This is a genomic window from Streptomyces sp. NPDC096323 (genome assembly GCF_040302845.1).
GTDB lineage: Bacteria > Actinomycetota > Actinomycetes > Streptomycetales > Streptomycetaceae > Streptomyces.
Window position 1 is genome coordinate 41,231 of the sequence record NZ_JBEOSI010000011.1, and the last position, 23,265, is coordinate 64,495.

At 71.1% G+C, this 23,265-nt stretch carries 21 protein-coding genes and 1 pseudogene; 5 read left to right on the forward strand and 17 right to left on the reverse strand.

The window, feature by feature from the left end:
• Positions 1-17 precede the first annotated feature (17 nt).
• The 11 genes and pseudogenes from pstA to ABTX18_RS28395 all read right to left on the reverse strand — a co-directional run bounded on the left by pstA (position 18) and on the right by ABTX18_RS28395 (position 12,154).
• Positions 18-1,100 carry a phosphate ABC transporter permease PstA gene (gene pstA / locus ABTX18_RS28345; protein WP_352125614.1) on the reverse strand — a complete coding sequence of 361 codons (1,083 nt, stop codon included), beginning with the start codon at positions 1,098-1,100 and terminating at the stop codon, positions 18-20.
• Entirely contained in the window at positions 1,097-2,089 is a 993-nt protein-coding gene (pstC, locus tag ABTX18_RS28350; RefSeq protein ID WP_352125615.1) for a phosphate ABC transporter permease subunit PstC, read from the reverse strand. Before pstC ends, pstA begins: the two co-directional genes overlap by 4 nt.
• A gap of 191 nt (positions 2,090-2,280) precedes the next feature.
• Positions 2,281-3,417 (reverse strand): phosphate ABC transporter substrate-binding protein PstS, encoded by a 1,137-nt coding sequence (pstS, locus tag ABTX18_RS28355; protein ID WP_352125616.1) that lies wholly within the window; start codon positions 3,415-3,417, stop codon positions 2,281-2,283.
• Between the two features lie 296 nt (positions 3,418-3,713).
• Complete coding sequence (locus ABTX18_RS28360) at positions 3,714-4,142, reverse strand: NUDIX hydrolase (protein WP_352125617.1); 429 nt, start codon at positions 4,140-4,142, stop codon at positions 3,714-3,716.
• A complete protein-coding gene (locus ABTX18_RS28365; protein WP_352125618.1) occupies positions 4,139-5,164 on the reverse strand; it encodes a CHAD domain-containing protein in 1,026 nt (341 codons plus the stop codon). Before ABTX18_RS28365 ends, ABTX18_RS28360 begins: the two co-directional genes overlap by 4 nt.
• Positions 5,151-7,403 (reverse strand): RNA degradosome polyphosphate kinase, encoded by a 2,253-nt coding sequence (locus ABTX18_RS28370; protein WP_352125619.1) that lies wholly within the window; start codon positions 7,401-7,403, stop codon positions 5,151-5,153. The genes ABTX18_RS28365 and ABTX18_RS28370 overlap by 14 nt, the downstream gene beginning before the upstream one ends.
• Positions 7,404-7,653: 250 nt before the next feature.
• A complete protein-coding gene (locus ABTX18_RS28375; RefSeq protein ID WP_352125620.1) occupies positions 7,654-8,643 on the reverse strand; it encodes an ABC-2 membrane transporter-related protein in 990 nt (329 codons plus the stop codon).
• A 406-nt stretch (positions 8,644-9,049) separates the two neighbouring features.
• Positions 9,050-9,536 (reverse strand): annotated as a pseudogene (locus tag ABTX18_RS35895) (ATP-binding cassette domain-containing protein); the annotation flags it as partial.
• Entirely contained in the window at positions 9,536-9,943 is a 408-nt protein-coding gene (locus tag ABTX18_RS28385) for a GntR family transcriptional regulator (RefSeq protein ID WP_352125622.1), read from the reverse strand. The pseudogene ABTX18_RS35895 and the gene ABTX18_RS28385, both read right to left, overlap by 1 nt.
• Before the next feature lie 91 nt (positions 9,944-10,034).
• Positions 10,035-10,973 carry a mycothiol synthase gene (mshD, locus tag ABTX18_RS28390; protein WP_352125623.1) on the reverse strand — a complete coding sequence of 313 codons (939 nt, stop codon included), beginning with the start codon at positions 10,971-10,973 and terminating at the stop codon, positions 10,035-10,037.
• A gap of 98 nt (positions 10,974-11,071) precedes the next feature.
• On the reverse strand, positions 11,072-12,154 hold the full coding sequence (locus ABTX18_RS28395; RefSeq protein WP_352125624.1) for a PDDEXK nuclease domain-containing protein: 1,083 nt from the start codon (positions 12,152-12,154) through the stop codon (positions 11,072-11,074).
• A gap of 210 nt (positions 12,155-12,364) precedes the next feature.
• On the opposite strand from ABTX18_RS28395, the gene ABTX18_RS28400 reads away from it, so the two are divergent.
• Together ABTX18_RS28400 and ABTX18_RS28405 are read left to right on the forward strand one after the other, a co-directional pair.
• The gene (locus ABTX18_RS28400; RefSeq protein ID WP_352125625.1) at positions 12,365-14,197 is read left to right on the forward strand and encodes a bifunctional metallophosphatase/5'-nucleotidase; all 1,833 of its coding nucleotides are present in this window, start codon (positions 12,365-12,367) and stop codon (positions 14,195-14,197) included.
• A 173-nt stretch (positions 14,198-14,370) separates the two neighbouring features.
• Complete coding sequence (locus ABTX18_RS28405; protein ID WP_352125626.1) at positions 14,371-15,264, forward strand: phosphatidylinositol-specific phospholipase C; 894 nt, start codon at positions 14,371-14,373, stop codon at positions 15,262-15,264.
• Positions 15,265-15,278: 14 nt separating this feature from the next.
• Here the strand turns inward: ABTX18_RS28405 and ABTX18_RS28410 are convergent, their stop codons facing one another.
• Both ABTX18_RS28410 and ABTX18_RS28415 read right to left on the reverse strand, forming a co-directional pair.
• The gene (locus tag ABTX18_RS28410) at positions 15,279-16,349 is read right to left on the reverse strand and encodes a cell wall protein (protein WP_352125627.1); all 1,071 of its coding nucleotides are present in this window, start codon (positions 16,347-16,349) and stop codon (positions 15,279-15,281) included.
• A gap of 202 nt (positions 16,350-16,551) precedes the next feature.
• Positions 16,552-17,025 (reverse strand): ATP-binding protein, encoded by a 474-nt coding sequence (locus ABTX18_RS28415; protein ID WP_352125628.1) that lies wholly within the window; start codon positions 17,023-17,025, stop codon positions 16,552-16,554.
• 200 nt (positions 17,026-17,225) lie between these two features.
• Here ABTX18_RS28415 and ABTX18_RS28420 point away from each other — a divergent pair, with 200 nt between their 5' ends.
• Together ABTX18_RS28420 and ABTX18_RS28425 are read left to right on the forward strand one after the other, a co-directional pair.
• Positions 17,226-18,077: a helix-turn-helix domain-containing protein gene (locus ABTX18_RS28420; protein ID WP_352125629.1), complete on the forward strand. Its 852-nt coding sequence runs from the start codon at positions 17,226-17,228 to the stop codon at positions 18,075-18,077.
• 13 nt (positions 18,078-18,090) lie between these two features.
• Complete coding sequence (locus ABTX18_RS28425; protein ID WP_352125630.1) at positions 18,091-18,285, forward strand: DUF397 domain-containing protein; 195 nt, start codon at positions 18,091-18,093, stop codon at positions 18,283-18,285.
• Positions 18,286-18,367: 82 nt separating this feature from the next.
• On the opposite strand, the gene ABTX18_RS28430 is transcribed toward ABTX18_RS28425, so the two are convergent.
• On the reverse strand, positions 18,368-19,165 hold the full coding sequence (locus ABTX18_RS28430) for an alpha/beta fold hydrolase (RefSeq protein ID WP_352125631.1): 798 nt from the start codon (positions 19,163-19,165) through the stop codon (positions 18,368-18,370).
• A gap of 87 nt (positions 19,166-19,252) precedes the next feature.
• On the opposite strand from ABTX18_RS28430, the gene ABTX18_RS28435 reads away from it, so the two are divergent.
• The gene (locus ABTX18_RS28435) at positions 19,253-19,828 is read left to right on the forward strand and encodes a TetR/AcrR family transcriptional regulator (protein WP_352125632.1); all 576 of its coding nucleotides are present in this window, start codon (positions 19,253-19,255) and stop codon (positions 19,826-19,828) included.
• Between the two features lie 7 nt (positions 19,829-19,835).
• Here the strand turns inward: ABTX18_RS28435 and ABTX18_RS28440 are convergent, their stop codons facing one another.
• From ABTX18_RS28440 to ABTX18_RS28450, 3 genes are all read right to left on the reverse strand, one after another.
• Positions 19,836-21,263 carry a sensor histidine kinase gene (locus tag ABTX18_RS28440; protein ID WP_352125633.1) on the reverse strand — a complete coding sequence of 476 codons (1,428 nt, stop codon included), beginning with the start codon at positions 21,261-21,263 and terminating at the stop codon, positions 19,836-19,838.
• On the reverse strand, positions 21,260-21,991 hold the full coding sequence (locus ABTX18_RS28445) for a response regulator transcription factor (protein WP_352125634.1): 732 nt from the start codon (positions 21,989-21,991) through the stop codon (positions 21,260-21,262). The genes ABTX18_RS28440 and ABTX18_RS28445 overlap by 4 nt, the downstream gene beginning before the upstream one ends.
• A 70-nt stretch (positions 21,992-22,061) precedes the next feature.
• Positions 22,062-23,204: a S1C family serine protease gene (locus tag ABTX18_RS28450; RefSeq protein WP_352125635.1), complete on the reverse strand. Its 1,143-nt coding sequence runs from the start codon at positions 23,202-23,204 to the stop codon at positions 22,062-22,064.
• Positions 23,205-23,265: the final 61 nt, after the last annotated feature.

The window sequence follows — 23,265 nt, forward strand, 5'->3', positions numbered from 1 at the left end:
ACTGCTTTCCGCCGGACCTAGCGGCCGGTCTTCGGGGCCTTCCAGCGGGCGATGCCGCGGGCCACCAGATTGAGGATCATGACGAAGGCGATCAGGACCAGGGCCGCCGCCCAGGCGCGGTCGTAGGAGGCGGTCTCGCCGATCTTGTACTGCTCGTAGATGTAGAACGGCAGTGACGACTGGGCGCCTTCGAAGGGGTTCGGGTTGATCAGCTGACTGCCGAAGACCAGCAGGATGATCGGTGCGGTCTCGCCCGCGATGCGCGCGATGGCGAGCATGACGCCGGTGGCGATGCCGCCGATCGCGGTCGGCAGGACCACCTTGAGGATGGTGCGCCACTTCGGGATGCCGAGGGCGAGGGAGGCCTCGCGGAGCTCGTTCGGTACGAGCTTCAGCATCTCCTCCGTGGAGCGGACCACGACCGGGAGCATCAGGATGGTCAGGGCCAAAGCGCCCATCAGGCCGGACGGTTCCAGTCCCGCGATCAGCATGATCGAGAGGATGAAGAGACCGGCGACGATGGACGGGATGCCGGTCATCACGTCGACGAAGAAGGTGACGGCCTTGGCGAGCGCGCCCTTGCCGTACTCCACCAGATAGACCGCGGTGAGCAGGCCGAGCGGGGCGGAGATCACCGTGGCGATGCCGACCTGCTCCAGGGTGCCGATCAGGGCGTGGTAGACGCCGCCGCTGGCCTCGGGGCCGAGGACACCGGCCATCGAGTGGGTCAGGAAGTAGCCGTCCAGGCGTTCCGAACCCCGGCTGATGGTCGTCCAGAGCAGTGAGGCCAGCGGGACGACGGCGACGAGGAAGCAGACCCAGACGAGGCTGGTGGCGAGGCGGTCCTTGGCCTGGCGCTTGTTCTCCACGACGCTGGTCGCGACGTACGAGATCGTCAGGAAGAGCAGTGCGGACAGCAGGCCCCACTGGACGCGGCTGTGCCAGCCGGCGGCCGCGCCGGTGCCGACGCCGAGGGCGATCGCGAGGGCGGCGAAGCCGAGCGGAGCCAGTCGGGGCAGGGACCGGCTGCTGAGGCCGGTGGCCGGCGCGGTCGGTGCGGGCGCCGGGCGGTCCTGGACGCTGGTGGTCGCGTGGCTCATGCGTTGGCCCCCGAATACTCCTTGCGGCGGGCGATGATGAGCCGCGCGGCGCCGTTGACCAGCAGGGTGAGGACGAAGAGGACCAGGCCGGAGGCGATCAGGGCGTCGCGCCCGAACGCGTCGGCCTCGCCGAACTTCGCGGCGATGTTCTGGGCGAACGTCCCGCCGCCCGGGTTGAGCACGTGCAGCGAGATCAGGAAGCTCGGCGACAGGACCGTGGCGACGGCCATCGTCTCGCCGAGCGCGCGGCCCAGCCCCAGCATCGACGCGGAGATCACGCCGGAGCGGCCGAACGGCAGGACCGAGAGGCGGATGACCTCCCAGCGGGTGGCGCCGAGCGCGAGCGCGGCCTCCTCGTTCATCCTCGGGACCTGGAGGAAGACCTCGCGGCTGACGCTGGTCACGATCGGCAGGATCATGATCGCGAGCAGGATGCCGACGGTGAAGAGCGAGCGGGCGACGCCGATCTCGGTCTTCTCGAAGAGGTACGTCCAGCCGAAGAACTGGTCGAGCCAGAGGTTCAGGCCCTCGAGGTACGGCACGAGGACGAGCGCGCCCCAGATGCCGTAGACGATGCTGGGCACCGCGGCGAGCAGGTCGATGACGTACGCGATCGCGCCGGCCAGCCTGCGCGGGGCGTAGTGCGAGATGAACAGGGCGATGCCGACAGCGATCGGAACCGCGATGACCATCGCGATGATCGAGCTGACGACGGTGCCGAAGAGCAGGACGGCGATGCCGAAGACCGGCGGATCGCCGGCCGGGTTCCAGTCGAAGGTGGTGAGGAAGTTGCCTTCGTCCCCGGAGATGGCGATCGCGGCGCGGTAGCTGAGGAACACGGCGATCGACGCCATGAGCACGAGCAGCAGGATGCCCGAGCCGCGGGAGAGGCCCAGGAAGATCGTGTCACCGGCGCGGCCGGTGGCCTTGGGGCGGGCGCGCCTGCCCGGCGGGGCCGGTGGAATTTCTGTCTGTGTGGTGGAAGCCATGGTCTTTCCGGTCTGTGTGGGGGAGCGGAGGCTCCCCTGGCGGCGGTGCACCGGATGGGTCTGAGAGGCGTCGGGCGGTCCGGTCGGGGCCGCCCGACGGCCTCCGGGGTGGCGGGCCGGTCCGGAGGGGTGCGCCGGACCGGGGCCGCCTGTCGCGTTGTGCGGTGTGTGCTGCTCGTACCGGCCGGGTGTTACGAGAGGCCGGCGACGGTCTCGCGGACCTTGGCGTTGATCGCGTCGGGGATCGGGGCGTAGCCGGCCTCGGTGAGGAGCTTCTGGCCGTCCGCGGAGGCGGTGTAGGTCAGGAAGGACTTCACGGTGCCGAGGGTGTCGGCCTTGTTGCCGGTGTCGCAGACGACCTCGTACGTCACCAGGACCAGCGGGTACGCGCCCTCGGCCTTGGTGGTGTAGTCGAGGCTGAGCGCCAGGTCCTTGCCGGTGCCCTTGACCTTGGCGGCGGCGATGGCCTTGGAGGCGTTCTCCGAGGAGGCCTTCACCGGGGCGGCGCCACCGGTGTTGATGTCGACCGTGGTGATCTTCTGCGAGGCGGCGTACGAGAGCTCGAAGTAGCCGATCGAGCCGTCGACCTGCTTGACCTGGGTGGCGACGCCGGACGAGCCGGTCGCGCCCTGGCCGCCCGGGGCCGGCCACTTCTTCTCGGGCTCGTACTTCCAGTCGCCCGGGGCCGCGGCGCTGAGGTACTTGCCGAGGTTCTGGGTGGTGCCGGAGTCCTCGGACCGGTGGAAGGGCTGGATCGCCTTGTCCGGGAGCTTGGCGCCCGGGTTGAGCTTGGCGATCGCCTCGTCGTTCCACTTCTTGATCTTCGTGTCGAAGATCTTGGCGAGGGTGGGGGCGTCCAGCGTCAGGCTGTCGACGCCGTCCAGGTGGAAGCCGACCGCGATCGGGCCGCCGACCATCGGCAGGTTGATGCCCTGGCCGGTCTTGCAGATCTTCTTCGAGTCGGCGACCTCCTCGGGCTTCAGCGCCGAGTCGGAGCCGGCGAAGCCGACGGTGCCCTGGTTGAAGGCGACGATGCCCTCGCCGGACGAGGAGGAGTTGTAGTTGATCTCCACACCGGAGCAGGCCGCCATGTACTCCTTGACCCAGAGGTCCATGGCGTTCTTCTGGGCGCTGGACCCGGAGGCCCGCAGCTGGCCCTTGGCGCCGTCGCACTTGACGTTCGACGCGGCCTTCGTCTGGCCGCCGTTCCCGCCGGTGTCGCTGCCGCTGTTGTTGTCCGAACCGCACGCCGTGAGGACCAGGGCGCCGGAGACGGCGAGGGCACCGAGCGCGGTGGCACGAAGCCGGTTCTTGCGCTGAAGCTTCACTTTCGGGTGTTCCTTCCAGGAGCCGCCGCGGTGGTTTCGCTCTACGACGGCGTGCGTGGTGGTGGGTGGAGCGGAAGTCGTGGCCGGTGCGGTGTGTGCCTCGCACCGTGTACTGCCGAAATTAGGCAGAACAGGTGAAGTGGTCTGCGGGGGTGGGTGAACGGCAGGTGAACCGTGCAGGGCGGCCTGGTTCCGGGCCCCGCGGGTCACTCCAGCCCGTCCGGCTGTGCGCGCGGGAGGGCCCGGGCGTGGGATTTGTCCTCGAACGCCGGACGGGCTGGAATGGCCCGGCCCGGCTACGCGCGCGGCAGCATCCGCAGGGCCGCGTCCAGCAGGTCGCGGTCGCGGGGCTGGGTCAGGCGGGCGCGGGCGGCATCCGGACGGAGCCACAGCACGTCGTCCACCTCGTCGTTCGGCGCGAAGGCGCCCGCCGTGGCCTCGGCGGTCCAGTACGTGACCTCTTTCGGCCGGCCGTTCGCGACGTACCGGGCCATGGGCAGCACGGCGCCCGGCACGCAGTGGTGGCCCGTCTCCTCCAGCACCTCGCGCAGGGCCGCGTCCCGCGGGGACTCGCCGCGCTTCAGCTTGCCCTTCGGGAACGACCAGTCGTCATAACGCGGTCTGTGTACGAGACAGAGCTCCACGCCCCCGCCGGCGGCCGCGGGCCGGCGGCGCCACAGCACGCAGCCCGCCGCCCGCACGGTGCCGCCCGCCGTGCCGCTCATGGCCGGGCTGCCGCCGTCGCCGTCGCGTACGGCCAGCTCTCGCGGAACACCGACCGCGCCGCCTCCACCTCGTGGCGCTGGTCGGCGTGGAGGACGCCCAGGGCGTACGCGGTCGCCGGCGCGATGCGGGGCGTGCGGGCGGCCGCGGAGGCCGCCGTGGCCGCCTCCGCCGCGTCCCGGTGCAGATCGAGCGCGTGACCGGGGCCGGTCAGGACCGGATCGGGGGCGCCGCGCAGCACCTCCTGGGCGTACCGGTGCAGGCGCAGCAGCAGCCGGGTCTGGTGCCAGGGCGCGTCGTGCGCCTCGTTGTACGGCTCGGCCGCCTCGTCGCGGGGGAGCGCCGCGACGGCGCCGAGCAGCCGTTGTTCCGCCCGGTCGGCGGGCTCGTGCAGCAGTTCACCGGCGGGTGCGCCGGCCGCGGCGGAGAGCGGAACCTCGGAGGCGAGCAGCGCGACGGCGTCGGCGACCGCGTGGAACCGTGAGGAGCCGAGCGCCTGGAGCGCCGCCGAGTGGGCGCGGGTGCGGGCGAGGGTCAGCTGCCGTTCCAGGAGTGCGCCGGCGCGCGCGGCGCCGACGCCGAGGACGGCCCGTTCCTTGTCGACGACGGCGACGGCGGTGCCGGCGGTGGTGGCCCCAGAGCTGGATCCGGCGCGGGCCGCCGGCAGGGGCGGCGCCCCCGACAGTCCGTGCAGCGCTTCGAGGAGCCGGGTCAGCCGCTCCGCGTAGGCGTGCTCGCGGGCGAGCGTGCCGGAGAGCCAGGCCAGTTCGGTGCGCAGCTGCTCGGCCCAGAGCGGGTCGAGCGCCGCCCGGAAGGTGTGCAGGGTGCCGCTGATGCGGCGGGACGAGCGGCGCAGCGCCCGGGCGGCCTGTTCGGCGGCCTGGGGTCCGGCGTCGCTGGGGGCACTGTTCTCGCGGTGCAGACGCAGGCTGCGCAGGAAGTCCGCGGCCTGGGTGCGCAGATACGGTGCGAGCACCGTCCCCGCGGTCAGGTCCGCCTGTGTCTGGTGGTCAGGGCGTCGCACGCCGGCGCCTCCGGGCGTCAATGAGCATTTCCTGTACGTGCCGCAGCGGCCGGCCCTCCGCGTCCGTGGCGTGCCGGGTCCAGTTCCCGTCGGGGCCCAGGTGCCAGGAGGCGGTGGTATCGGCCATGCCGGTCTCCAGCAGCCGGCTGAGTGCGGCCCGGTGCGCGGGGTCGGTGACCCGGACCAGGGCCTCGATGCGGCGGTCGAGGTTGCGGTGCATCATGTCGGCGCTGCCGAACCAGACTTCGGGCTCGCCCCCGTTGCCGAACGAGAAGACCCGGGAGTGTTCGAGGAAGCGGCCGAGGATCGAGCGGACCCGGATGTTCTCGGAGAGGCCGGTGACGCCGGGGCGGATCGCGCAGATGCCGCGGACCCAGATGTCGACGGGGACGCCGGCCTGCGCGGCCCGGTAACAGGCGTCGATGATCGCTTCGTCGACCATCGAGTTGACCTTGATGCGTACGTAGGCGGGGCGGCCGGCCCGCTGGTGCGCGATCTCCTTGTCGATCCGGACGATCAGCCCGTCGCGCAGCGACTTCGGGGCGACGAGCAGGCGCCGGTACGTCTCGCGCCGCGAGTAGCCGGAGAGCCGGTTGAAGAGGTCGGAGAGGTCCGCGCCGACCTGCGGGTCGGCGGTGAGCAGACCGAGGTCCTCGTACAGCCGGGCCGTCTTGGGGTGGTAGTTGCCCGTGCCGACGTGCGAGTAGCGGCGCAGGGTGTCGCCCTCCTGGCGGACGACGAGCGAGAGCTTGCAGTGCGTCTTCAGGCCGACGAGCCCGTAGACGACGTGGCAGCCCGCCTCCTCCAGCTTCCGCGCCCACTTGATGTTGGCCTGCTCGTCGAAGCGGGCCTTGATCTCGACGAGTACGAGGACCTGTTTGCCGGACTCGGCCGCGTCGATCAGCGCGTCCACTATCGGGGAGTCGCCCGAGGTCCGGTACAGCGTCTGCTTGATCGCGAGGACGTCCGGGTCGCCGGCCGCCTGCTCCAGGAAGGCCTGGACGGAGGTGGAGAAGGAGTCGTACGGGTGGTGCAGCAGCACGTCGCGCTCGCGCAGGGCGGCGAAGATGTCGGGCGCCGAGGCGGACTCGACCTCGGCGAGGTCGCGGTGCGTGCCGGCGATGAACGTGGGGTACTTCAGCTCGGGCCGGTCCAGGGACGCTATGCCGAACAGCCCGGTGAGGTCGAGCGGCCCGGGCAGCGGGTAGACCTCGGCGTCGGAGACCTTCAGCTCGCGGACCAGCAGGTCCAGCACGTACGGGTCGATGGACTCCTCGACCTCGAGGCGGACCGGCGGGCCGAAGCGGCGCCGCATGAGCTCCTTCTCCAGGGCCTGCAGAAGGTTTTCGGCGTCGTCCTCCTCGACCTCCAGGTCCTCGTTCCTGGTGACCCGGAACATGTGGTGCGCGAGGACCTCCATCCCCGGGAAGAGCTCCTCCAGGTGGGCGGCGATGACGTCCTCGATGGGGACGTAGCGCTGCGGCGAGGCCTCCAGGAAGCGGGTCAGCAGCGGCGGCACCTTGACCCGGGCGAAGTGGCGGTGGCCGCTGACCGGGTTGCGTACGACGACGGCGAGGTTCAGCGAGAGGCCGGAGATGTACGGGAAGGGGTGCGCAGGGTCGACGGCCAGCGGCGTCAGCACGGGGAAGACGCGCTGGCGGAAGAAGGTGAACAGCCGGGCCTGCTCCTTCTCGGTCAGCTCCGGCCAGCGGATCAGCTGGATGCCCTCGTCGGACAGGGCGGGGGCGATGTCCTGCTGGTAGCAGGCGGCGTGCCGGGCCATGAGCTCGCGCGACCGGGTCCAGATCAGGTCGAGGACCTCGCGGGGCTGGAGGCCGGATGCGGACCGGGTGGCGACACCGGTCGCGATGCGGCGCTTGAGTCCGGCCACCCGGACCATGAAGAACTCGTCCAGGTTCGAGGCGAAGATGGCGAGGAAATTAGCCCGTTCGAGGAGCGGGGTCGCCGGGTCCTCGGCCAGTTCCAGAACGCGTTCGTTGAACGCGAGCCAACTGCGTTCCCGGTCGAGGAACCGGCCCTGCGGCAGCTCGTCCCCGTCGACATCGGGTTCGTACGCGTCGGGGTCGGCGTCGATGTCGGGGTCCAGGTCGGCCGCGGTGGACAGGGCGTGGGAGGACGACGCGGCGGCGACGGCGTGCGGCCGGTGCGCGGCGAGGGAGCCGACGGACGGCTGGGCGGTGGGCTGGACCGGGACCTCGGAGCTGGGCTGCTGGCTCATGGGCCCATTGTTCCGCGTGGAGTGCTCCGGGGGCGCGTCGGAGGGCGATGAGATCACGGAGAGCGCGTGGTCGGCGCGCTCGCCGCCGGGAATTCTCCCGTTGCGGGGGGTCGGCACAGCTGGCTGCATCCTGAGAGGGTCGCAAGGCCGTCTGAATGCGCGGTAACGGTGACATGACATGCAGGAAGCGGTGTGTGGCCGTGCCCGGGGGCGGATCCGGCCCGGGCACGGCCACGTGGTGCCTGTCCGCTCAGGCGTGGCGGCGGCGCAGGACGCGGAAGGCGAGGGCGACGGCCGCGGCGGCGAGGACGAGCAGGATGCCGGTCTCGACGAGCTGGAGGGGCCAGAAGTGGGAGGCGGGGTGGTAGTCGGTGAAGTGGGTGACCCCGCCCTGGTCGCGCATGCAGCTGGAGATGTCGTCAGGCAGGTAATGGCCCGAGTCCCAGCAGTCCTGCCAGTAGATCTCCTTGCCGGAGGGGGTGAGCATGCCCGATTCGATGCGCCAGGCGTCGCGCGGCAGGATGCCCCTGCCGAGGAGGCGGGCGGTCGGCCAGAGCTCGTAGCGACGGTGGCCGAACCCGTTCATGGCCGTGCCCAGGACGAGAGCGGTGAGGCTCATGGCCAGGAGAGTGCGGCGTACGAGGACGGCACACAGGGCGCCGACGGCCACGGCCAGCAGTGCGTAGGCGACGGCAATCGGGCCGAGAGCGGGGAAGACCCCGGCCTCGGGCCAGCCGAGTCCGTTGGCGTGCGCGTTGTTCCGCAGGTCCGACAGGCCCCATCGGTAGACGAGGACCAGGACGGTCGTCCCGGCCGTCACGAGGACCGCGGGCAGGGCGATGCGGGACGCCAGCCACTGGGCGGGCGACACCGACTGGGCCCAGACGAACCGGAAGGTGCCGTTCTCCAGCTCGCGGGCGATCAGCGGACCCGCGACGAAGACGCCGATGAGCCCGGCGAGCAGAAGCAGGGTGGTGCCGCCGTCCGCCAGGAAGGTTTCGGCGGAGGTGCGGGCATAAGTGGCCAGGTAGCTGCCGTCCCCGCAGCGGGTGGTGTCGCCGTCGGCACAGTTTTCGGGCGAGCGGGCGACCCATATCCGGAGCCCCACCACGAAGGCGATGCCGAGCGCCAGGAGTGCGCCGGCCGCCCACAGCGCACCGCGGTGCTGGCGGAGCAGGACCCGGACAGGGCCCCGCAGTCCGGCGGGTGCGACGCGGGGGCGCAGGCCGGTGGTGCTCATGCGGCCACCGCCTTGTTGCCGGCCGTGGCGCTCGGTGTCAGCAGGTCCGGCGCCCCGGGCGAGCGCAGGTGCGCCAGCAGTAGCTCCTCCAGCGACGGCTCGGCCGTCTCCCAGCCGGTGACGTCCACCGGCCCCTCCCTCCGGACGAGCGCGGTCTGCACCCGCCCCGCGGTACGTGTCTCGACCACGGTGTGCGGGGCGAGGTCACTCACGGGGCCGGTGAGCAGGGTGTGCGCGGCGATCAGGTCGTCCGTCTCACCGCCGAGGCGGATCCGGCCGCCGTCGAGGAGCAGGAGGTAGTCGCAGGCTTCCTCCAGCTCGTTGAGGATGTGGGAGGACATCACGATGGTGGTGCCGTGTTCGGCGGCCTCCCCCATCAGGGCGCCCATCAGCTGGTGCCGCCCCAGCGGGTCGAGGTCGGCCATCGGTTCGTCCAGCAGCAGCAGTTCGGGCCGCTTGCCGAGGGCGAGGGCCAGGGCGAGCCGGGTGCGCTGACCACCGGAGAGCGCACGGACCTTCGCCTTTCCGGGGAGCGGCGCGGCGATGCGGTCGGCGGTGTCCTGGTCCCAGGTCGCCGGGTTCAGCTCGGCCCCCGCCCAGAGGGTCTCGGCGACCGTCAACTGCGGGTACAGCGGCTTGTCCTGGGCCACGTACGCCATCCGGGCGCGGGCGTCGGCGGGCGCCGCCCCCAGTACCCGTACCGTTCCCTCGGCCGGCCGGAGGAACCCCGCTGCCAGGCTCAGGAGGGTGGACTTCCCGGCGCCGTTGGGGCCGACCAGGGCGCACACACGCCCGGCGGGCAGCCGGAACGAGCAGTCGCGCAGTGCCCATGCGATGTCTCTTCGCCGGTATCGCATGCCGAGGCCGACGGCCTCGATCGCTGCACCTGTCATCAGCTCTGCTCCCCTGGGAATGTGCGGTCGAGTACGGCGGTGAAGAGCGCGCTCACGTCGTCCCTCTCCAGACCGGCGGCGCGGGCCCGGCGGGCCCAGTCGGCCAGTTCGGTGCGCAACGGCGCGTCATCGGCGGCGGCCGCGCCGCCGAGCGTCCGGGTGACGAAGGTGCCGAGGCCGCGCCGGGCCTCGACGAGGCCTTCGCGCTCCAGCTCGCGGTACGCCTTCAGCACGGTGTTCGGGTTGATGGCGGTGGCCTCCACGACCTCGCGGGCGGTGGGCAGCCGGTCGCCGGGCTCCAGCAGTCCCAGCCTCAGCGCCTGTTTCGTCTGCTGGACGATCTGGAGGTACGTGGCGACGCCGCTGCGCCGGTCGATGCGGAACTCGACCGCTGCGGACTGTGCCATGTTCACCCCTTTCACTAATTGAGTAGTGAAAGGGTGGCGCAAAGCAGGGGCGACGTCAAGCGACGCCGCCCCTACGGGGTTTGACTGGAACTCAGGACTCCGTGCGGTACATCAGGTCGGTCTCATGGGTGGTGAACCCCATCCGCTCGTAGACGGCCAGGGCCGCCGTGTTGTCCGCGTCGACGTACAGCATCGCGGTGGGCAGCCCCTCGGATGCGAGATGGCGCAGCCCGATCGCGGTGAGCGCCTTGCCCAGGCCGCCGCCCTGCGCGTCGGGCCGGATGCCGACCACGTACACCTCGCCGAGCTGCTCCTCGGCGTGCACCTTCGTCCAGTGGAAGCCGACGAGCTCGGCGCCGCCGCGCTCCGTCGCCCGCTCGGCGAGGAAGAACCCCTTCGGGTCGAACCACGACTCGGCCTTGCGGTCGTCGAGGTCGCGCTGGGTCAGCGAGCCCTGTTCGGGATGGTGGGCGAACGCGGCGGCGTTCACGGCGAGCCAGGCGGCGTCGTCCTCGCCCGGCACGAAGGTGCGGATGCTGACTCCGGGCGGCAGGGTCGGCTCCGCGATGTTCAGCGGGCTCAACGGGCGCCGCAGTTGCCGCAGTTCGCGGAACAGCGAAAGGCCGAGGACCTGCGCGAGGTGCCGTGCCGCGGACTTCCCGCCGTGCGCCCAGACCCTCAGCCGCTTGCCCGTCGCGGCGAGCAGCGCCGCGCCGAGCGCCCGCCCGTGCCCGTGCCCGCGGTGCGCGGGGTGCACGACCAGCTCGGCGGCCGGTGCCTCTACGGGGTCGGTGTCCTCCAGCTGCGCGTACCCGACGAGCACGCCGCCTGCCGTCAGCAGGAAATGCCGCACGCCTTCCCGGTGCCCGCCCCGCAACTGCAGCCGCCCCTGCTCGGACACGGCCTGCCGGCCGTCGTTCCGCGCGGCCTCGGCGAGGAGCTCGGTGACGGCTCCGGCCTGGTCGGGGGAGAGGGTGTCGAGGGTCTGGATCTCGCGTCCGGGGGCGGGGAGGGGTACGTCTGTCGTCATGTGTACGAGCGTACGGCGGGAGGGGCGGAGACGGGGCGTGTGCGTGGCGCTCCGACGCTCAGCTGTCGGGATGCTGCTCGGATCTCGTGGGACAGCCCCTAGCTGCCGGGCTCCGACGGATTCAGCACGCCGTCGGCGATCCGGGAGAGATCCTCGGCGGCGGGCAGCAGTTCGCGTACGCGGTCAGGCAGTCCGGCGTACGTACTGACGGCCAGGGGCGTGTTGTATCCGCGCAGCGTGTACTCGACCATGGCGCGGTCGCGGCTCTCCGCGATGAGAATGCCGAGGGTGGGTTCGTCGCGCTCCTTGTCCCGTACCAGGTCGTCGACCACCGAGACGTAGAAGCCCAGCTGTCCGAAGTGTTCGGGGTGGGCCTTGCGGGTCTTGAGTTCCAGGACGACGTAGCAGTGCAGCTTGCAGTGGTAGAAGAGCAGGTCGATGCGGTATTCGCTGTCGCCCACGACGATCGGGTACTGGCGTCCGACGAAGGCGAAGCCGACCCCCAGCTCGGTGAGGAAGCGGATCAGGTTGGCGACGAGGGCGTCCTCCAGATCGCGCTCGGCGGGACGGCCCTCCAGCTCGGTGAAGTCGAGACGGTACGGATCCTTGAAGATCTGCTTCACGGCGTCGGAGCCGGCGGGCAGCGTGACGTCGAAGTTGTTGGCCGCGGCGCCTTCGGCGAGGTGCAGCTTCGTGTGGATCATCGAGCCCAGGTAGTCGCGGGACCAGCCGTGGTGGACGGCGTGCTGAGCGTAGAAATCCCGCTCGAAGGAGGTCTTGCACTTGTCCATGAGGAGCTGGAGATGGCCCCACGGCAATTGTGCAGCAGCTTGCTGCGCAAATTGTTCGACCCACGTTCGAGCCAGTTGCTGCATGTACTGAAGGTTGCGCGTGCTGAACCCCCGCTGGTTCGGGAACTCCGTCCGCAGCTCGGTGGCGATCCGGTCGATGACCTTCGTGCCCCACTTCTCCCCGCTCTGCCGATCGAGGATCGTCCGCCCGATCTCCCAGTACATCTGGAGCATCTCGGTGTTGACCTTGAGCTGTGCGCGCACGTGCGCGCCCCGCACGATCGTCTTCAGGTCGTCGATCATCTCGTGGAAGCCGGAGGGCAGCCCGGGAGAAAGCCCGGAGGGCTCTTGCGCGGGGATGGCGGCCTTCGGGGTGGTGGTGCTGTCCATGGCGTACAGATTTGCGCCTTTGGCGCACGCGGTGACGTTTCTGCTCACATATGTAAGCCATATGAGTGAATGGCCCCGTTCCGCTCGGGCGGCAACCTATTCGTAACCCCGAACATCTGTCGCGCTACGCGCGTTGACTCTAGGCTGCGGCACGCAGTATCCAGACTTGTCACCACCCTCATGCCACCCGCTGAACTCACAAGGGGTCCGATGTCAGCGACACCGCAGAAGAACCGCGCGTCCCGGCGGGTGCTCGCCGCCGCAGCCGGTCTGGCCACCGTCGGCGCGCTGGTCGCCGCCATGCCGGCCGGCGCCCAGACGCAGGGCAAGGGCCACGGCCACCACACGCCGGCCCGGACCGTTGACGTACAACTGCTGTCGTTCAACGACCTGCACGGCAACCTGGAGCCGCCGGCCGGCTCGGCCGGATCGGTCACCGAGAAGCAGGCCGACGGCACGACGAAGGCGATCCCGGCCGGAGGCGTGGAGTACCTCGCCTCCTCGCTGCGGGCCGCCCGCAAGGGCCACCCGTACTCCATCACCGCGGCCGGCGGCGACATGGTCGGCGCGAGCCCGCTGCTGTCGGGGTTGTTCCACGACGAGCCGACCATCGAGGCGCTCAACAAGATCGACCTCGACGTGACGACTGTCGGCAACCACGAGTTCGACGAGGGCGCCACCGAGCTGGGCCGCCTCCAGAACGGTGGCTGCCACCCGGTCGAGGGATGCTACGAGCAGGGCAAGACGTTCGAGGGCGCCGACTTCCCGTACCTTGCCGCGAATGTGACGGACGAGAAGACCGGCAAGCCGGTCCTCAAGCCGTACACGGTGTGGAAGAAGGACGGCGTCAAGATCGGTTTCATCGGCGTGACCCTGGAGGGCACGCCGAACATCGTGACGGCCAACGGCGTCAAGGGCCTGAAGTTCCACGACGAGATCGAGACGGTCAACAAGTACGCCAAGGAGCTGGACCGGCAGGGCGTGAAGTCGATCGTCGCGCTGATCCACGAGGGTGGCGCCCCGGCCTCGTCCTCGTACAACTACGACTGCGACAGCCCGGGTGCCGGTGACGGGATCTCCGGGCCGATCACGGACATCGCCAAGGGCATCTCGCCCAAGGTCGACGCGCTGGTGACGGGCCACACCCACCAGGCGTACGTGTGCACGATCCCGGACCCGGCGGGCAACCCGCGCCTGGTCACCTCGGCCTCGTCGTTCGGCAAGCTGTACACGGACACGACGCTCACGTACGACCGCCGCACCAAGGACATCGTGCGCACCGCGGTGAAGGGCTCGGCCGCCAACCCGGCCGCGGTGAACCACATCGTCACCCGGGACCAGGCCAAGGCCACCGACATGACGGACCTGATCGCCCGCTGGAACACGCTCGCGGCGCCGATCGCGAGCCGGCCGCAGGGCTTCATCTCGGCCGACATCAACGGCCGAGGCTCCACGGCCCCCGAGAAGCCGCTCGGCAACCTGATCGCCGACGCGCAGCTGGAGGGCCTGGCCCCGGCGGACAAGGGCGGGGCGGTCGTCGCGTTCATGAACCCGGGCGGCATCCGTGCCGACCTCGTGTACAAGGCGACGGGCAGCGAGGGCGACGGCGTGGTGACGTACGGGGAGTCGTTCACCGTGCAGCCGTTCACCAACATGATGAACGTCGTCGACCTGACCGGCGCTCAGCTGGTGTCCGCGCTCCAGCAGCAGGTCAGCGGTTCGAACGAGGCCAGCCCGAAGATCCTCCAGATCTCCAAGGGCCTCAGCTACACCCTGGACATGACGAAGACCGGCGCGGCGCGCGTGGTCACCGACACGATCCGCCTGAACGGTGAGGCGATCGATCCGGCCAAGTCGTACCGCGTCGCGATGAACGAGTTCCTCGCGGGCGGCGGCGACGGCTTCGCGGCCCTCGGCGCGGGCACGAACAAGCTGGTCGGCCCGTCCGACCTGGACCTGTTCAACGCGTACCTGGCGGCGCACTCCACGGCGGCGGCGCCGCTGGCCCCGCCGGTGACGGACCGGATCACGGTCATTCAGTAGTCCCGGCGGTTCCGGCGTACGACACCGACAGGATGCGCGGGTGGGGCGGCGGCCCCGGCCCGCGCATCCGTTGTTTTCGCGCCGCACCCAGGCCGTACGCCTTGTTCCGTGCATGACGTGTACGGGTCATAATCCCTGAGCTGACCCCACACGGCCCCCGGAGGCGTCCCCGCATGAGCCCGTACACCGTGAACCGCAGGCACTTTCTGGCCGGAGCGCTCGCCGTCTCCGCCACCGCCCTCGTCGGCACGGCGCCCGCGCGGGCCGAGGCACGGCAGGCCCTCACCGCGCAGGACTGGATGCGCGGTATCGCGGACTCCACCGCCCTCCAGCGGCTCACGATCCCCGGCTCGCACGACTCCGGCGCCCGCTACGGCGGGCCCTGGACCGAGTGCCAGAACACCACGGTCGACCAGCAGTTGAACAGCGGGCTTCGCTTTCTGGACGTACGGTGCCGGATCACCGGCGGTTCCTTCGCGATCCACCACGGGGCCTCGTACCAGAACCTGATGTTCGGCGATGTACTCGGCGCCTGCCGGGATTTCCTCGCGCAACGGCCCACGGAGACCGTGCTGATGCGGGTCAAGCAGGAGTACTCGGAGGAGAGCGACGCCGCGTTCCGGGCCGTCTTCGACGACTACCTCGACGGCAGGGGCTGGCGCCCGCTGTTCCACATCGACTCCGCGCTGCCGACGCTGGGCGGGGCGCGCGGCAAGGTGGTGCTGCTCGCCGACAACGGGGGGCTGCCCGGAGTGCGGTACGCCGACCCTGCGCTCTTCGACATCCAGGACGACTACATGGCAGAGCCGTTCGCCAAGTACCCGAAGGTGGAGGCGCAGTTCCGCAAGGCGGCCGAGCAGCCGGGCAAGCTGTTCATGAACTACGTGAGCACCGCCGCCCTGCTGCCGCCCCGCTGGAACGCGGACCGGCTCAACCCCCAGGTCCACTCGTTCCTCGACTCCTCGCAGGCGGCCGGCTGGACCGGGCTCGGCATCGTCCCGCTGGACTTCCCGGCGACCCGGACCGGGCTGGTGGAGTCGCTGATCCGGCACAATCCGACGGCCTGAGGCCGTATGTGAGGTCAGGGCCGGGGCCCGGCGATGCGGGCGGCCCGTTTGACGGCGTAGGCGCACAGCCGGGTCCCGTAGAGGTCCAGCGCGTCGTCGGGATGGTCGTCGTAGTGCGCGGCCACCTCGTACCAGCGGTCCCACGCGTAGAGCCGGGCGTGGCGGCGGTCGTCGTCCGTGCGCGCGCGGTCGTCGGAGTGGCGGCTGTTCAGCCACCGCTGCCACTCCGGGTGCGTGGCGGGGTCGGCCGTGAGATCGTCGCCTGCCGGGCGGCCCGTTTCGGGGTGCGGATCCCGGGCGAGCCGGGCGGAGATGTACGCGGCCGGCCGCTGGGGGCGCCACGCGACAGCCATCCCGAGGAGTTCGGCGGCGATGTCGTGGGCCTCCAGGCCCCGGTCGATCAGCGGGCGCAGCGCGAAGGCCAGACGGCGGAGCCCCTCCGGCTGGGTCCAGCCGACGAGCGGCCGTACCTGCCGCGCGAGGTGGATGTCATGGGCCACCTGCCATGGACTCCGGGAGGACGAGGCTGCCGCCCTCGCGCGCGTCGCGCCCGTGCGCGAGGTGTAGTTGAACCGCCCGTCCAGATCTTCTGTACGTACGCGGGGGTGCCGCCGGTAAGAATGGGGTGCAGGCTTCGCACGACCACGCGTGCGCCGGCGTACGTTATCCACAGGCTGTGGATGCGGGTGGGCGGCGGTCTTCGCTGCAAGCGCCCGCCCCTCGTCGGTCACTCCGGTCACCCGGGCCCGGTACCCGGTGCCGTCGAGTCGGTGTCCCCTCGCCTCGTCGTACGCGTGCGGGATCGTCGCCGCGTAGATCGTCGCTGTAGCCGTGTAGGGGCGGCCCGGGAGCCGGAGGTTCTTCTTCGTACCGTGCCGGTGCCACGCCAGGGCGCCCAGCTCCCGCAGTACCCGGACGTGGCGCTTCACCGTCGCCGTCGACACTCCGCACCGGCCGGCCGTGCCTTCGAGGTCGTACAGCACGAGCCCCAGCCGGTAGTCCATCCGGCCCGCGAGGTCCCGGGCAACCGCCAGGGTCGTCGCGGTCGCGCGCGGGTGCAGACGGGTGTCGATCAGCCACGTCACGGCGGGCAGCCACGCGTGCGGCCGGGCACGCCGGGCAGCGGTCGAATCGACCTCCTGAAGGGCGCGGGGAACGGGTTCATGGCATGGCGAAAGAGCGCGGCGCGAGGCCGCGCCGGTGGTACGACGCATCACGGTCCGTCGGAGAAGGGCAGGCCGAGGACGGGCCTGCGGGGCCGGTATGGGCGGGCGGACGGGAGGGCCGTCAGGCGGTGAGGCCCGCCTCCCCGGCGAGGGTGAACCACACCGTCTTGTGGCGCGGGGCGCAGCACCCGCAGACGTCGGCTCCCCAGGCAGAGGCGAGCTCCTCCAGAAGCAACAGCCCCCAGCCGCCCACCCGTTCCGCGCTGCCGAGAGTCCCCGCAGGCCTGCTGCCCGGCGCGGGTGCGGCCCAGGGCCGGTCGTCGGAGACGGCGAAGGTCACGTGTTCGGCTTCCACGGTCACATGGACGCCGATCAGTGAAGTACGTGTGTGGCGATGGGCGTTGGCCACCACCTCGGTGACGCAGAGCCGCGCGTCGTCGACGATGCCGCTGTGCGGGCTGCTGGTGAGCAGTGACGTGACGAAGTCCCGGGCGATTCCGGCGGAGCGCGCGGTGTTGGGCAGGGAGAGCCGGTAACTCTCACCGTCCGGCCGGTGCGGCGATGCGGCAGGTGCGATGGCGTTGACGCTGGTCATGGCGTTCTCCCCACGTGGTGCGCTCCGAACCGGCGCGCTGCTCGTTGACGTTGGTGGTGGCCGTACGGGTGCGCAGGCGGACCGGCGTCTCGCGAAGACGTCTAATGCACAACTAGTGGTACGACCTCGGATATTTTCGTTAACGACCGTCGGGTGGTTTGGGTGCGGTTCACACTGAGACTCGATGCGGGGAGGGCTTGATGCCGCCAAGGAAGTTGCTCACGCTGAGGAAGCGCCGCCTGGGCTCCGAGCTGCGCAGACTCAGGGAGCACGCAGGTCTGACGTTGGCCCAGGCCGCGGAGCGGGTGGGGGTGGACCGCACCACTGTCAGCAACTCCGAGTCAGGCCGGTTCGGGGTGAGTTCGAGGCGGGTACGGGCATGGGCCGATGGCTACGAGTGCCCCGACGCGGCATACGTGGATGCGCTCGCTGCCATGGCGGCCGAGCGCGAGAGCGGTTGGTGGGAGCGCTACCGAGGGGAGCTGTCCCACGACGCACTCGACCTCGCCGAGTTGGAGCACCACGCTCGTGCCATTCGGTCGGTGCAGGTCATGTATATGCCCGGCCTGCTCCAGACGGAGGACTACGCCCGCAGCGTCTTCGCCGAGAGCGTCCCGGCGCCCGACCCAGCGCGCCAACGTCGCCAGCTGTCCCACCGGTTGCAGCGCCGCGATGTACTTGATCGGCAGGATCCCCCTGCGTGCGTCTTCCTGATTCATGAAGCCGCGTTGCGGATGACGTTCGGGAGCGCCGCTGTGACGCGCGGTCAGCTCGACCATCTGCTGAAGGAATCCGACCGGGACAACGTCACCGTCCGGGTGATCCCCTTCGCTGCGGGCGGTTTCCCGTACGCGAGCAGTTCTGCACACTACGTGTACGGCCCCGTGCCGCAGCTCGACACCGTGCAGGTGGACACCGCGACCGGCTCGTCGTTCCTCGACGCTGAATCGAGCCTGACGAACTGGCGGTCCGCGCTGGACCGAACCGAGGAGCGGTCTCTCGACCCGGTGAGGTCGCGGGACTTCATCCGAGAGATCGCACACCGAGAATGAAGGCGTGAGGAACATGGAAATTCAGTGGCGCAAGTCCTCGAAGTCGTCGAACGCCGAGGGTTCCGACTGCCTCGAACTCGCGGCGCACAACGGCGAGATACTTCTCCGCGAGAGCGACAGCCCGGACGTGGTGGTCCGCACCACGCCTGCCAAGCTCCGCGCGTTTCTCGGCGGTGCGAAGGAAGGGGAGTTCGACGATCTGACCTGATCGGCCTGTACGCATGCTGGGGCCGGGTTCCAAGTCGACGGCCCCCGCCACCTGCGGTGGCGGGCCGCCCGCCTCCGGCCGGTCACAAGGTCGCCAGGAACTCCCGTACCGCCTGCGCGAACCCCTTCGGGTCCTGGAGTTGCACGAAGTGGTCCGTCTCCAGGGTGACGAGGGCGGTGCCCGGACGCAGGGACGCCATCGCGGCGGCCTGTTCCGCGGGCAGCACCTGGCTGGCGCGGCCGTTGATCAGGAGCGCGGGGCAGTCGCTCGCCAGCCACTGCGCCCAGTGGTCGCCGTGCACCTGTCGCTCGGAGTCCATCGTGTCCTGCGGGTGGAACGGCAGCCGCCAGCCGGTGCCGTCCGGCAGGGGGCGCAGCAGGGGCCCCACCATGGGCCCCACCGGACCGCAGGCGGCGATCAGTGCTTCCCGGGTGGGCGCGGTGTACGGGAAGCCGGCCAGGAACGCCAGCGGGCCGGGGTCCTGGTGGGGAAGGTCCACCGGTCCCTCCACATTTACGAGTGCGGCGACCGAGGCGGGCCGGGCGGCGGCGAGGTGCAGGGCGTTGATGCCGCCCAGCGAGTGCCCGAGGGCGACGACCGGGCCGAGGTCCAGGTGGTCGAGCAGGGCGGTCAGGTCGCAGACGTAGCCCTCACGGGTGTAGTCGTCCGCGCGGTCGGAGTCGCCGTGGCCGCGCTGGTCGGGGGCGATGACCCGCCACTCGGTGCCGAGTTCGACGGCCAGATCGTCGAAGGAGGCGCCCTCGGAGAGATGGCCGTGCAGAGCGAGGAGCGGGCGGCCGGTGGCGGGGCCGTGATCGAGGTAGGAGAGGCGGCGGCCGTTGATGGTCAGTTCGCGGCGGGTTGCTGACTGCTGAGTCATGACAGGAACTGTACGCCCGTATAGATCGGACGCGCAATACGTTCGTATAGAACGCTTGCCCAAGGCAGTCGCCGTACGATCCCGGTCATGGGAAACCGTGAGGATCTGCTGGCCGGGGCGAGGCGCTGTCTGGAGGAGAAGGGCTATCTCCGCACCACCGTGCGCGACATCGCCACCGCCTCGCGGGTCTCGATGGCGGCGATCGGCTACCACTTCGGCTCCCGCGAGGCGCTCCTCAACCAGGCGCTGTTCGCGGCCATCGACGCGTGGGGGCAGGGCGTCGGCGCGGATGTGGGGGACGGGGCCGGCTCGGCGGCCGAGCGGTACGCGGACATGTGGACGCGGGAGATCGCCTCGTACCGCACCGACCGCTGGCTCTGGATCGCCTCGGTGGAGGCCTTCGTCCACGCCCAGACCTCCCCGGACCTGCTGGCACTCCTCGCCGCCGGTCAACGCGAGGGCCGCCGGGGGATCGCGGCCCAGCTGGCCGGGGTGCCGGAGGCGGAGGTCGCGGAGGCGGACGTGCGCGGGCTCGGGTCGGTGCAGCTCGCGCTGACGAGCGGCGTGATGATGCAGTGGCTGACCGACCCGGAGCAGGCTCCGGACGCCACCGAGATCGCGGCGGGGCTGCGGGCGCTGGCGGATCGGCTGGAGGGGGCGTAGGGCCCGCTCACCCCCGCGGGGCCTCCGGCGGAGGCTGGGGGGCGCCCGGTAGCCGGATCGCCGCCTCCGTGCCGCCGCCCGGGGCCGGGCGCAGGTCGATCTCGCCGCCGGCCTGCTGGACCGTACGCGCCACGATCGACAGGCCCAGGCCCGATCCGGGGAGCTGGCGGGCGGACGGGGAGCGCCAGAAGCGTTCGAAGACGTGGGGGAGTTCGTCGGCGGGGATGCCAGGCCCGTGGTCCCGGACCGTCAGCTCGCCCCGGTGCAGGACCACGTCGATCGTGCCGGCGGGCGGGCTGAACTTCACCGCGTTGTCCAGGACGTTGACGACCGCCCGCTCCAGAGCGGCCGGTTCCGCGCGTACGTACCAGGGGGCCAGGTCCGCCGTGATGGTCAGTTCCGGGCCGCGCAGACGGGCGCGGTCAAGAGCGGTGCGGGTGATGTCGTGGAGGGCGATCACCTGGAGCGGGTCGTGGTCCGCCGCGTCCGGGCGGGCCAGCTCCTGGAGGTCGCCGATGAGCGAGGCCAGCTCCGTCATCTGCGCCTTCACCGACGTCATCAGCGCCTTGCGGTCGTCCGGCGGGATCGCCCGGCCCGTCTCGTCGCTGCGGGCGAGGAGTTCCACGTTGGTGCGGAGGGAAGTCAGGGGAGTGCGCAGCTCGTGGCCGGCGTCGGCGATGAGCTGGGCCTGGCGGTCGCGGGACGTGGCCAGGGAGGCCGTCATCGAGTTGAACGAGCGGGACAGGCGCGCGATCTCGTCCTCGCCCTCGACCGGGATGCGGACCGTCAGGTCCTCGGTACGGGCGACGTGCTCGACGGCCTCGGTGAGCTCGTCGACGGGGCGGAGGCCGGAGCGGGCGATCCAGAGGCCGGCGGCGCCCGCGCCGATGACGCCGATGCCGGAGACGAGGAGGAGGACCCAGGCGAGGGTGGAGAGGGGTTTGTCGATCTCGCTCAGGGGCCGGGCGATGGAGACGCCGAGGTCGGCGCGCGGCAGGCCGGGCCCGCGGGACGCCGTAACCGGATAGGTGAAGACGCGCATCTTCACCCCGTCGGCATCGGACTCGGTGTGCAGTGCGCCGCGCTGCTTGCCATTGACCACCGCCAGGTCTGCCTCGGTCACCGGGAGTTCGTCCGCGCCGGGGGCGATGCAGACCGTCCCCTGGGCGTCGATGAGCTGGACGGTGAGCCCGGTGTAGGGCGCTACCGGCAGCTTCCGGGTTGCGCCGCAGAACTGATAGAGCTGGTTCAGATAGTCGATGTCGACCGTCGCCGCGCGCAGCGACGCGTCCTGCTGATGCTCCAACTGCGCCCGCGTCACGAACCAGCAGGCCGCCGCCACCGCCGCCACCGCCACCGCCACCGCGGTCGCGACCAGCAGCGCCAGCCGGGAGCGGAGCGGCAGGGCGCGGATCCGCTGGAGGGGGCCCGTCATCCCTCGGCCCCGCCCGCCCGCAGCGCGTACCCCACACCCCGGACCGTGTGGACCAGGCGGGGTTCGCCGCCCGCCTCGGTCTTGCGGCGCAGGTACATCACGTACACGTCCAGCGAGTTGGAGCTCGGCTCGAAGTCGAAGCCCCAGACCGCCTTGAGGATCTGCTCGCGGGTCAGCACCTGGCGCGGGTGTGCCAGGAACATCTCCAGGAGGGTGAACTCCGTGCGGGTCAGCTCCACGTGGCGGGTGCCGCGCATGACCTCGCGGGTCGCGAGGTCCATGCGCAGGTCGGCGAAGGCCAGCACGTTGTCGTCGGGCAGGGGGCCGCCCGCCGTGGCCGCGTACGAGCTGCGGCGCAGCAGGGCGCGGATACGGGCGAAGAGCTCGTCCAGCTCGAAGGGCTTGACCAGGTAGTCGTCGGCGCCCGCGTCGAGCCCGGTGACGCGGTCGCCGACGGTGTCGCGGGCGGTGAGCATCAGGATGGGGGTGGTGGTGCCCGTGGCACGGATGCGGCGGGCGGCGGTCAGGCCGTCCATCCGCGGCATCTGGATGTCGAGGACGATGAGGTCGGGGTCGTACGACTCCGCCTTCGTGAGGGCGTCGAGCCCGTCGACGGCGACCTCGGTGCCGTACCCCTCGAACGCGAGGCTGCGCTGCAGGGCCTCGCGCACGGCGGGCTCGTCGTCGACGATCAGGATGCGCTGCGGATCGTCTTCGGCGGGGCTCATCGCTGTCTCGTCCTCTTCTCGTTCGGTACGGGCCGGAGCGCGGCGGACCCAGTTTCTCAGGCCCGCACGTTCAGGAGCCGTTGCCGGACCGCAGACCGTCGAGGTCGGCCTTGAGGGTGTTCACCGGGATGGCGAAGCCGAGGCCGACGCTGCCCGCGCTGGAGCTTCCCGAGCCGCTGGCGGAACTCGCCGAGTACATCGCCGAGTTGATGCCGATGATCTCGCCGTTCATGTTGATCAGCGCGCCGCCGGAGTTGCCCGGGTTCAGCGAGGCGTCGGTCTGGATGGCCTTGTACGTGGTCGTGGAGTCGCCGGTGTCGCCGTTGAACTGCTGTCCGCCGAACTCGAACGGCCACTGCTGTCCGCCGCCCTGGCCCTGGCCCTGGCCCTGCCCCTGGTCGCTTCCGCTGTCGCCGTCCTTGGCGACCGTGACATCGCGGTCGAGCGCGGACACGATGCCGCTGGTGACCGTTCCGGTGAGGCCCTCCGGAGAGCCGATCGCGACGACCTGGTCGCCGACGGCGACCTGGGAGGAGTCGCCGAGCGTGGCCGTCTTCAGCCCGCTCGCGCCCTGGACCTTGATCAGCGCGAGGTCCTTGTCGGCGTCGGTGCCGACGACCTCGGCGGTGTACGTCTTGCCGGTGCTCATCGTGACCTTGATGGCGGTGGCGCCGGCGATGACGTGATTGTTGGTGACGATCTCGCCGTCCGACGTGATGACCACGCCCGACCCGGTGGACTGGCCCGCCGTCGAGGTCGCGCCGATCTCCACGATCGTCGGCGAGAGAGCCGCGGCCACCCCGGAGACGGTGCCCTTGCTGCTCTGCGAGACGGTGGTGCCGGGGACGACACTGCCGGCCGTGCTGACGGTGCTGTCGTCGGTGAGCTGACCGATCACGGTCGCGGTGCCGCCGCCGACGACCGCGGCCGCGATGGCCACCGCCGCGAGGAGCGCGACCGGCCGGCGGGCCCGGCGACGGGAGGGGGCGGGCTCTGGCGCGGCCTGCGGCAGCCCGTGGGAGCCGTCACCGCCGTGGCCCGCACCGCCGCCGTACGCCCCGGCGGTGCCGGGGGCGGGCCACACGGTGGTGCCGGGGCCCATGGAGACCGGCTGGGCGGGGTCGTATGACGGCGGCGGCGGGTAGGCCGCGTCGCCGTTGCCGTACGAGGGGTACATCGGGTACTCGCCGCTCGGGCGCTGGCTCTCTGTCATGTCTACGAGAGTGTCCAGCGAACATGAGAGAAGCGTGAGTACGCCCTGAGAAGCCCGGCAG

Excerpts from the sequence above, each read along its gene's own strand:
- ABTX18_RS28435 (WP_352125632.1), top strand. The coding sequence starts at position 19,253 with ATGGGAAACCGTGAGGATCTGCTGGCCGGGGCGAGGCGCTGTCTGGAG.
- ABTX18_RS28445 (WP_352125634.1), bottom strand. The coding sequence starts at position 21,991 with ATGAGCCCCGCCGAAGACGATCCGCAGCGCATCCTGATCGTCGACGAC.
- ABTX18_RS28360 (WP_352125617.1), bottom strand. The coding sequence starts at position 4,142 with ATGAGCGGCACGGCGGGCGGCACCGTGCGGGCGGCGGGCTGCGTGCTG.
- ABTX18_RS28400 (WP_352125625.1), top strand. The coding sequence starts at position 12,365 with ATGTCAGCGACACCGCAGAAGAACCGCGCGTCCCGGCGGGTGCTCGCC.
- ABTX18_RS28375 (WP_352125620.1), bottom strand. The coding sequence starts at position 8,643 with ATGAGCACCACCGGCCTGCGCCCCCGCGTCGCACCCGCCGGACTGCGG.
- ABTX18_RS28370 (WP_352125619.1), bottom strand. The coding sequence starts at position 7,403 with ATGAGCCAGCAGCCCAGCTCCGAGGTCCCGGTCCAGCCCACCGCCCAG.
- ABTX18_RS28425 (WP_352125630.1), top strand. The coding sequence starts at position 18,091 with ATGGAAATTCAGTGGCGCAAGTCCTCGAAGTCGTCGAACGCCGAGGGT.
- ABTX18_RS28415 (WP_352125628.1), bottom strand. The coding sequence starts at position 17,025 with ATGACCAGCGTCAACGCCATCGCACCTGCCGCATCGCCGCACCGGCCG.
- ABTX18_RS28430 (WP_352125631.1), bottom strand. The coding sequence starts at position 19,165 with ATGACTCAGCAGTCAGCAACCCGCCGCGAACTGACCATCAACGGCCGC.
- mshD (WP_352125623.1), bottom strand. The coding sequence starts at position 10,973 with ATGACGACAGACGTACCCCTCCCCGCCCCCGGACGCGAGATCCAGACC.
- ABTX18_RS28450 (WP_352125635.1), bottom strand. The coding sequence starts at position 23,204 with ATGACAGAGAGCCAGCGCCCGAGCGGCGAGTACCCGATGTACCCCTCG.
- ABTX18_RS28405 (WP_352125626.1), top strand. The coding sequence starts at position 14,371 with ATGAGCCCGTACACCGTGAACCGCAGGCACTTTCTGGCCGGAGCGCTC.
- ABTX18_RS28420 (WP_352125629.1), top strand. The coding sequence starts at position 17,226 with ATGCCGCCAAGGAAGTTGCTCACGCTGAGGAAGCGCCGCCTGGGCTCC.
- ABTX18_RS28385 (WP_352125622.1), bottom strand. The coding sequence starts at position 9,943 with ATGGCACAGTCCGCAGCGGTCGAGTTCCGCATCGACCGGCGCAGCGGC.
- pstA (WP_352125614.1), bottom strand. The coding sequence starts at position 1,100 with ATGAGCCACGCGACCACCAGCGTCCAGGACCGCCCGGCGCCCGCACCG.
- ABTX18_RS28440 (WP_352125633.1), bottom strand. The coding sequence starts at position 21,263 with ATGACGGGCCCCCTCCAGCGGATCCGCGCCCTGCCGCTCCGCTCCCGG.
- pstC (WP_352125615.1), bottom strand. The coding sequence starts at position 2,089 with ATGGCTTCCACCACACAGACAGAAATTCCACCGGCCCCGCCGGGCAGG.
- ABTX18_RS28395 (WP_352125624.1), bottom strand. The coding sequence starts at position 12,154 with ATGGACAGCACCACCACCCCGAAGGCCGCCATCCCCGCGCAAGAGCCC.